The sequence below is a fragment of the Nonomuraea sp. NPDC003201 genome (assembly GCF_053590415.1).
Genome location: NZ_JBSFTC010000410.1, coordinates 1 through 7921 on the forward strand (window position 1 = coordinate 1; position 7921 = coordinate 7921).

A 7921-nucleotide genomic window follows, 5' to 3' on the forward strand; every position below is an offset into this window, starting at 1 on the left:
GGTCGCGGTGTCCCAGACCCGCACCACCAGGTCGTCGCCGCCCGTGGCCAGGCGCTCGCCCGTCGCGTCGAACGCCAGGCTCCACAGCCGCCCCTCGTGCCAGAGCTCGTGCACCAGCCGCGGCTGCCACGGCTGTCCCGGGCGCAGCTCCCACACCATGGCCCGGCCGTCGTTGCCGGCGCTGGCCAGGTGGCGGCCGTCGGGGGAGAAGACCACCGAGTAGACCCGGTCGGTGTGGCCCTTGAGCGTGGCGACCCGGCCGCCGGAGGCCACGTGCCACAGGCGCACGAGCCGGTCGTCGCAGCCCGTGGCCACGTACTCGCCGTCGGGGCTGAACGCGATCGAGCGCACCCGCCCGCGGTGGTCGGCCAGGTGGCCCGCCAGCCGTCCGGTCGGGCGGTACCAGATCTTGACGCTGTCGTCGTCGTTGGCCGTGGCCAGCAGGAGGCCGTCGGGGCTGAACGCCTCGGCCCAGACATGGTCGGTCTCGGCGCTCAGCTCGCGCTCGTAGTCGCCGGTGGCGGCGTTCCAGAAGTGCACGCCGCCGTCGTTGCTGGAGGTGGCCAGCACGGGCCCGGCGGGGGAGAACAGGGCCGAGATGAGCCGGTCGGCCGTGCCGGTGAACTCCCGCAGCCGCCGTCCCGTACGCGGCTCCCAGATACGTACGACGCCGTCGTTGCCGCTGGTCGCCAGCATCGAGCCGTCGGCGCTGAACCTGACGGACGAGATGCGCCGCCCGTGGCCGCGCAGCACCCGCTGGCACTTGCCCGAGCCCGGGTCCCACAGGCGCACGGTGCCGTCGTTGCTGCTGGTGGCGATCTGCTGGCCGTCGGGCCGGAACGCGAACGGCCAGACCGAGCTCCGGTGGCCCGTCAGCTCGACCCGCTGGCCGCCGCCGATCGGCTGGAGCCGGAGCACGCCGCCCGAGTCGCCGCTGGCCAGCGCCTGCCCGTCGGGGCTGAAGGTCACCTGGTAGACGGCCGCCGCGTGCGTGGTGTGCACGCCCCGGGACTCGCCCGACGGCTCCCACAGGCGTACGGCGCCGGCCGTGTCGCCGGTGGCCAGCAGCGAGCCGTCCGGCGAGAACGCCACACAGTAGATGCTGCCGGCGTGCCCGCCCAGCACGTGCAGCGGCCGCCACGTGGCGGTGTCCCACAGCCTGACGGTGCCGGCCTCGTCGCCGGTGGCCAGCAGGCGGCGGTCCGGGCTGTGCACGGCGCGGTAGACGCTGCCGCGATGGCCGTCGAGCGTCTCCTTCACCTGCCCGGACGTCAGGTCCCAGACGCGTACGACACCGGCCGCGTCGCCCGTCACCAGCACCGAGTGGCCGAACGACGCCGTGTAGATCGGCGCCTGGTGCCCTTCGAGCGCGTGCGCGAGCCGCCCGGTGGCCGTCTCCCACACGCGTACGATGCCGTCGCCGCCCCCGGCCGCCACCAGGTCGCCGGCCGGGCTGAGGCGTACCGGCCAGACGCCGTCGGCGTGGCCCTTGAGCGCGTGCAGGCACTCGCCGGTGAGGGAGTCCCAGAGCAGGACGGCTCCGTCGCTCGCGCCCGTGGCCAGCAGGTCGCGGGTGCGGGCGAACGTGACCGCGTAGACGCGGCCCCGGTGCCCCTGCAGCGTGCGCACGGGGGCGCCGCCGACGCAGAGCAGCACGCCGCCGTCCTCGTTGCCGATCGCGATCGTGGAGCCGTCGGGGCTGTAGGCGATGGGCTCGGGCAGGCGGCTGGTCTGGAAGTGGTAGCCGTACGGGACGCCGATGCCGGCCGGGGCGAACTCGACCTCCACCGGCTGGCCCGGCACCACCGCCGCGCCGGGCAGGTGGGGGAGCGTGCCGGTCACGTTGATCAGCGAGGCCCGGTGCCAGCGGGCGCCCTCGACCGCCGCGTCGCTCAGGTCCACCCGCGCCAGCCGGGCCCCCGACAGGTCGGCGCCGGTCAGGTCGGCCCCGGTCAGCGCGGCGCCGTCGAGCCGGGCCCCGGTCAGCCTGGCCTCGCGCAGGGTGGCCCGGGACAGGTTGGTGCCCGCCAGGGTGGCCTCGGACAGGTCGGCGCCGGTGAGGTCGACGTCGCTCAGGTCCCTGGCCGACAGGTCCTCGCCCTTGAGGTTCGCGCCGCGCAGGTCGGCCCGGGCCGGGGTGCGCAGCCTGGCCGAGATCTTGACCGCGTTCGCCCTGGACACGTCGTCGCCCGGTGGGTCGGCCGCCCACGCGTGCAGCGCCCGTACGTCGGCCAGGTCGCACAGGAACTCCACGGTCAGCGCCGACAGCGGCCGGCGGGACAGCAGCGCGAAGTTGTCGAGGGCGATGTGGCGGGCGATCAGCCACTCCATCACGGACGCGTGGATGAACCCGAACATCCCGTCCTCGGTCCGCACCAGCAGGCTGCCCGAGCCCATCCGGTACGCCGCGTGCGCCGCCGACAGCTGCCCGTCGGACAGATCCGTCAGCGTCTCGCCGATCTCGGTCAGCTCGTCCACGCCCAGCAGCGACTCGCCGGTGTCCCACAGCCGCATCGCCAGCGCCGTCACCGCCTGCCACAGCTCATCGACGGTCAACGCCGTGGCCGAGCCCGGGATCCTGGCCCGCCGCTCCTCGAAGGCCAGCCATGAGCTGAGGATCTCGTCGTACAGCAGCGCGGGGCTGATCGTGTGGCGGGCGCCCGCCACCGTACGCAGCCGGTCGGCGTCGAGGTCGGCGATGAAGGTCAGCATGCGCGGGTTCTGGGCCAGCGCCAGCAGGTCCTTGATCTCGCCCATCAGCGACATGCGCGCGCCGGCCTCGTCGCCGTCGTCGAAGCGGTTGGCCAGGTAGGAGCGGATCTGGTCGTGCGTGAAGTCCTCCACGCTGAGCACCCGCCGCTGCGGCAGCACCCCCACCATCTCGCCGAGCGAGGTCAGCACCTGACTGTGCGACTTGAAGTGCTGCGTACGGCTGGCGACCACGATCTTGGCCTTGTCCTCGGCCGCAGCCAGCAGCGTGGCCAGGTGATCGGCCGCCCGGTCGAACGTCAGCCGGGTCACCAGCTCGTCGAACCCGTCGAACAGCAGCACGATGCGCCCCTGCCTGAGCAGGTAGCGGAACGCCTTGAGGTCGATGAACTCCTCGCCGTGCCCGGCCAGATGGGCCGCCACCAGCGCGTCCACGGAGTGCGCCTTGTCCAGGGCGCGCAGCTCGATCAGGATCGGCGTCAGATGCGGCAGCTCGACCGGGATGCGCCGGGCCAGCTCCCGCAGCGCGAACGTCTTGCCGTGGCCGAAGTCGCCGAGCAGCAGCAGGAACCTGCCGTGGTCGGTGGCCAGCAGCCGCATCAGCTCGTCGGTCAGGCCGTGCTTGACCTGGCCGCCCTGGCGGTCGAGCTCGCGGTAGCGCTGCGGCACGTACAGGTCGGGCGGGTAGCGGCGGTCGGCCGTCAGCCTGGCCGTCTGCTCGGCGACGTAGCCAGTCAGGTCGAGCAGCCCCTGGAACTCGGTGAAGGTGCGCAGCCGCACCCCCTTGCGCATCAGGTCGTCGCGGACCGCCCGGGAGGCGGGCGGGCCCTGGTAGACCAGCTCGGCGGCCAGGCCGGTGGCGTGCGCCTGGCGGACGAAACCGTCGGCGGTGCTCTCGGTCAGCTCGCCGACGTGCGCGCCGATCATCGTCTGGCGGACGAAACCGTCCTCCGGGTGGGTGACCACGAGGTGCGCGTCGAACCGGCGGATCCTGGCCCGCTCGTGCCTGGCCTCGCAGACCTCGGCGATCCGGTCGAGCAGCAGCTCGACCGGGCTCGGCGCGCGCTCGTCCGGCTTGGGCGCGGGCGGCTCGGGGGCCGGGCTCTCGCCGGTGAAGGTGGCCCGTACGGCCTTCCACCGGTACGGGACCGGCTCGGGCTCGCCCGCGTCGGGCAGCCAGATCCGCAGGCCGTCAGGGGTGATCTCGACCACCTGGTGCCGCCCGGAGCGCGGCGCGGCGATCACTCCCTCGGCCCGGTGGGCGGACCCGCCGTGGAAGAGCAGGTTGAGCCGGTGGGTCAGCAGCCGCTCGAACGTGGGCGCGTCCCGCAGCTCGCCCGGCGGATGCCCGATCGCGCCCAGCCGCAGCCACGCGCCCTCCTCGTACGGCCGCAGCCGCTCGGCGAACCAGGCCGCCTGCGCCTCCCCGAGCTGCGCGTACGCGTCCCGTTCGAGGTGGCTCATCGCCATCGTCGAGTTGAGCCCCGCCACGACCACCTTCAGGTCGGGCACCTCGAACAGCGTCCACGGCTGCCCGCCGTCGAACACCCGGTCGTCCAGCCCCTGGTACACCTCGCCGAACAGCCCGGCGAAGTGCCGCCACTTGGGCCAGTAGGGCGGCTGCGGGCTCACGTCGTCGGCCTCGCAGGTCATGAAGTACGCGCTGGCGGCGGCCTTGGTCACGTCGCGCGGGCCGGGCAGCAGGATCAGCCGGTGCTGCTCCAGCCCGATCAGCAGCCGCAGGTCGGTCACGAACCGCGTCGCCTGCCCGAACTGCCCCAGACTGCCCGACTCCGTCAGGTCGCCGGTGACCAGCATGAGGTCGGGACGCGGCATGCCCCGGTCGTACATGGCGGTCAGATCCGCCCAGATGCGCGCCTGCATGTCCTCGGGCGTGAACGGCTCGCCCGGATCGGGCAGCGCCCGGCCGAACCTGGGGCCGCCGATGTGCAGCACGCTGATCGACTCGCGCGCCCGGTCGGCGCTCACCGCCGGGGGGAACTTCGGCGCCGCCACCGGCGTCCGCCGGGCCCTGGCCCGGTCGCCCGGCGGCGGCAGCGTCGGGACGGGCACCGGCACCCGGGAGCCGTCGGGGAACGCGGGCGCCGCCGCCGGCTTGGCCCGGCCCGCCATCGCCTCCCGCACCCGGCCCAGCAGCAACGCCCTGGCCTGCCCGGGGTCGGTGACGCCCAGCAGGTCGACCCAGGTGATCGTGGACAGCAGGCCCTCGAGCCGGACGTCCTCCAGCCTGATCGTGACGAGCTTGTTGGAGGGGTTGTCGGGGTCGGCCCGCAGCGCGGCCTGCCACTCCATCCGGCCGTAGCGGGAGGTCAGGTAGTTGCGCGAGAGCACGGCCACGACCACCTGCGCCTCGCTGACCCCGCGGTCCATGAAGTCGATGAAGTTGGTGCCCGGTACGAAGTCCCACTCCTGGATCATGGTCTTGTAGCCGGCCGCCTCGAGCTCCCAGGCTATCCAGGTGGCCCACGCCGTGTCGGCCGGGGAGTAGCTGACGAAGATCTCGGTCGGCCTGCCGTCACGCGCCATGAGCTCAGTATCCCCTGTGGGACCGCAGGTTTTCAGCGTGTGGGATCATCTATCGGGTGTGGCGTCTTGGCGTGCTCGACCTGATCAGGATCGGGCTGCTCATACTCGGCGTGGTGTTCGTGGCGACCGGGTTGCTGCCGTGGCAGGACGCGCTCGCCAGCCTGGATGAGATCGGGCCCCTGCTGATCTTCCTGGTCGCGATCATCGTGCTGGCCGAGCTCACCAAGGAAGCCCAGGTCTTCGACGCCATCGCGGCGAGGATGGCGGTGCTCGGACGCGGCAACTACGCCGCCCTGTTCTTTCTTTGCACCGCCTTCGCGTCATTTATCACGATATTTCTGAATCTGGACACGACGGCGGTCCTGCTCACCCCCGTCATGCTCGCCCTCGCCCCCAGGGCCCGCATCGCCGCCCTCCCCCTGGCCATGACCACGATCTGGCTGGCCAACACCGCGAGCCTGCTGCTCCCCGTCTCCAACCTGACCAACCTCCTGGGCATGGAGAAGATCGGCCTGGACGCCCAGGAGTTCGCGGCGCGCATGTGGGCCCCGCAGCTCGCCTCGATCGCGGTGACGATGGTGTTCCTGTGGGTGTTCTACTGGCGCCGGGGCGAGCGGCGCGACCTGCGCTACACCCCGCCGCTGCTGGAGCCGGTGGCCGACCGCGTGCTGTTCGGCGCCGCGTCGGCCGGCTGCCTGCTGTTCATCGCGATGCTGCTGCTCAAGACGCACGTGGCCATCGCCGCCACCGCGGCGGCCGCGATCATCGTGGTGGCCTTCCTGGTACGCGCCCGCGACCGCCTGACCTGGAGCCTCGTCCCGTTTCAGCTCGTGATCTTCGTGACGGGGCTGTTCCTGGTGGTGCCCACGCTCAGCAGGCACGGCCTGTCCGACCTGATGACCTGGATGGTCGGCACGGAGGGCGACCCCTACCGCACGGCCGCTGTCGGGGCCGGGCTCTCCAACACCATCAACAACCTGCCCGCCTACAAGGCCGTCGAGACCGTCATCCCGGCCGCCGACCAGGACCAGCTGCTGGCCCTGCTGGCCGGCACCAACGTGGCCCCGGTCATCACGCCGTGGGCGTCGCTGGCCACGCTGCTGTGGTTCGAGTCGTGCCGCCGCCACGAGGTCAAGGTCCCGATGCGCCGCTTCCTGCTCACCGGCACGGGCCTGGCCGTGGCCGGGCTGCTCGCCACCGTGTGGACCCTGGTGCGGTTCAGCTGATCAGGCGGCGGCCGGCGCGTAGGCGCCGGCGACCGCGTCCAGCGCCCAGCGCATCCGCACGACGTACGTCTCGGGGTGGTCGCCGGCCTCCTGCGCCACGTACGCCGCGCACCGGGCCGCGTCGCCGCCGCACCGGCACAGCCGCTCGTCCACGGCCTCGCGGATCTGGAACGGGGACAGCCGGTCGGACGGCTGCAGAGCGGTCGCGAAGAGCACCTGCGCCAGCTCGGTCGTGGTCATCATGTCGAGCCCCTCTCCCTTGTTCCGTTCTCTCCCAATAGACCTCGAACGGGAGCGGAACTCATCGGCGAAGGACACACATGTTCTGCGGACTTTTCCTCATTCGGGCCCGAGGAGGGCGAGCAGCCCGGGGACGGCCCGGGGATGGGCGGCGACGAAGCTGCGGTCGTCGGCCGTGCCGTCGATGCACTCCTCGAACGGGCCGCCGTCCAGCGCCCTGATCTCGATGCCGGCCTCCCTTGCGAGCAGCGCGCCCGCGGGCAGGTCCACCGCCTCGGCCCGGTAGCCCACGATGCCGTCGATGTCGCCGCGCGCCAGCATCGCCCACGCCAGCAGCGGCGCCCACAGCTGCAGCACCCGCCGCGCGTTGAGCTCCAGCGCCGTGCGCAGCGCGCGTGCGGTCGCGTCGTCCCTGGTCACGCCGTAGCCCTGGGTCCAGGCCAGCAGCGGCCCGTGCGGGCTCGGCGCGTACGGGGGCGCGAGGCGTACCCCGGAGGACGACCCCGCCGGAGCGGACAGCGCCCCCCGCCCGCGGACGGCCGACCACGTCCGGTCGGCGACGGGATCGTGCACCACGCCCAGCACGGGACGCCCGCCCCGGCACAGCGCCACGCCCACCACGTAGGCGGGCAGGCCGATCGCCACGTTGTTGGTGCCGTCGAGCGGGTCGACCAGCCACGTCCACTCGCCGCCCGCGGCCCCCACCAGCCCCGACTCCTCGGCGATCACCGTGTGCGACGGGTACGCCGTCAGGATGCGCTCCAGCAGCAGCTTCTCCGAGGCCAGGTCGAGGTCGGTCACCACGTCGCCCGCCTCACCCTTGGCCCGGACGCCGACCACGCCGCTCATGCCTTCCCGGAGCAGCGCCCCCGCGGCCTCGGCGGCTTCGACGGCGACCGTGCGGGCGTGATCCAGGTCCATCGGATGCCTCTCAGGTCAGGTGAGCGGTGATCAGACGTACGGCCAGCTCGGTCTCGCGGGCGTCCAGCGGCTGCCTGGCCACGTGGTGCGGCCCGCCGCCCAGCGGGCCGAGCGACAGGTCGCGGCTGCCGGCCCGGCCCCGCCCCAGCGCGAACTAGGCCGACTCGCCGACCTCCGTCACGACCCTGCAGTGGAAGCGCTCGGCCGCCAGCGTGTACGTCTCACCCGGCCCCAACACCACCACCACGCCCCACCCGAGCCCCACGCTGCGCCCCGAG

At 73.1% G+C, this 7921-nt stretch carries 4 protein-coding genes; 1 reads left to right on the top strand and 3 read right to left on the bottom strand.

Annotation, left to right across the window (positions count from 1 at the left end; translation table 11 throughout):
* On the bottom strand, positions 1-5256 hold a 5256-nt coding region (locus ACWDX9_RS55965), incomplete at its 3' end, for a TIR domain-containing protein (RefSeq protein ID WP_449970955.1).
* 56 nt (positions 5257-5312) lie between these two features.
* On the opposite strand from ACWDX9_RS55965, the gene ACWDX9_RS55970 reads away from it, so the two are divergent.
* Positions 5313-6482, top strand: a complete 1170-nt coding sequence (locus ACWDX9_RS55970; RefSeq protein ID WP_449970958.1) for an SLC13 family permease — start codon at positions 5313-5315, stop codon at positions 6480-6482.
* Here ACWDX9_RS55970 and ACWDX9_RS55975 read toward each other — a convergent pair whose 3' ends face one another.
* Both ACWDX9_RS55975 and ACWDX9_RS55980 read right to left on the bottom strand, forming a co-directional pair.
* Entirely contained in the window at positions 6483-6725 is a 243-nt protein-coding gene (locus ACWDX9_RS55975; RefSeq protein WP_449970960.1) for a hypothetical protein, read from the bottom strand. It lies immediately after the preceding gene.
* Positions 6726-6821: 96 nt separating this feature from the next.
* Positions 6822-7643 (bottom strand): inositol monophosphatase family protein, encoded by an 822-nt coding sequence (locus ACWDX9_RS55980; RefSeq protein ID WP_449970963.1) that lies wholly within the window; start codon positions 7641-7643, stop codon positions 6822-6824.
* Between the last annotated feature and the right edge of the window lie 278 nt (positions 7644-7921).

What these genes read in the sequence shown, in the direction of transcription:
- ACWDX9_RS55975 (WP_449970960.1), bottom strand. Translation starts at nt 6,725, where the DNA reads ATGATGACCACGACCGAGCTGGCGCAGGTGCTCTTCGCGACCGCTCTG.
- ACWDX9_RS55980 (WP_449970963.1), bottom strand. Translation starts at nt 7,643, where the DNA reads ATGGACCTGGATCACGCCCGCACGGTCGCCGTCGAAGCCGCCGAGGCC.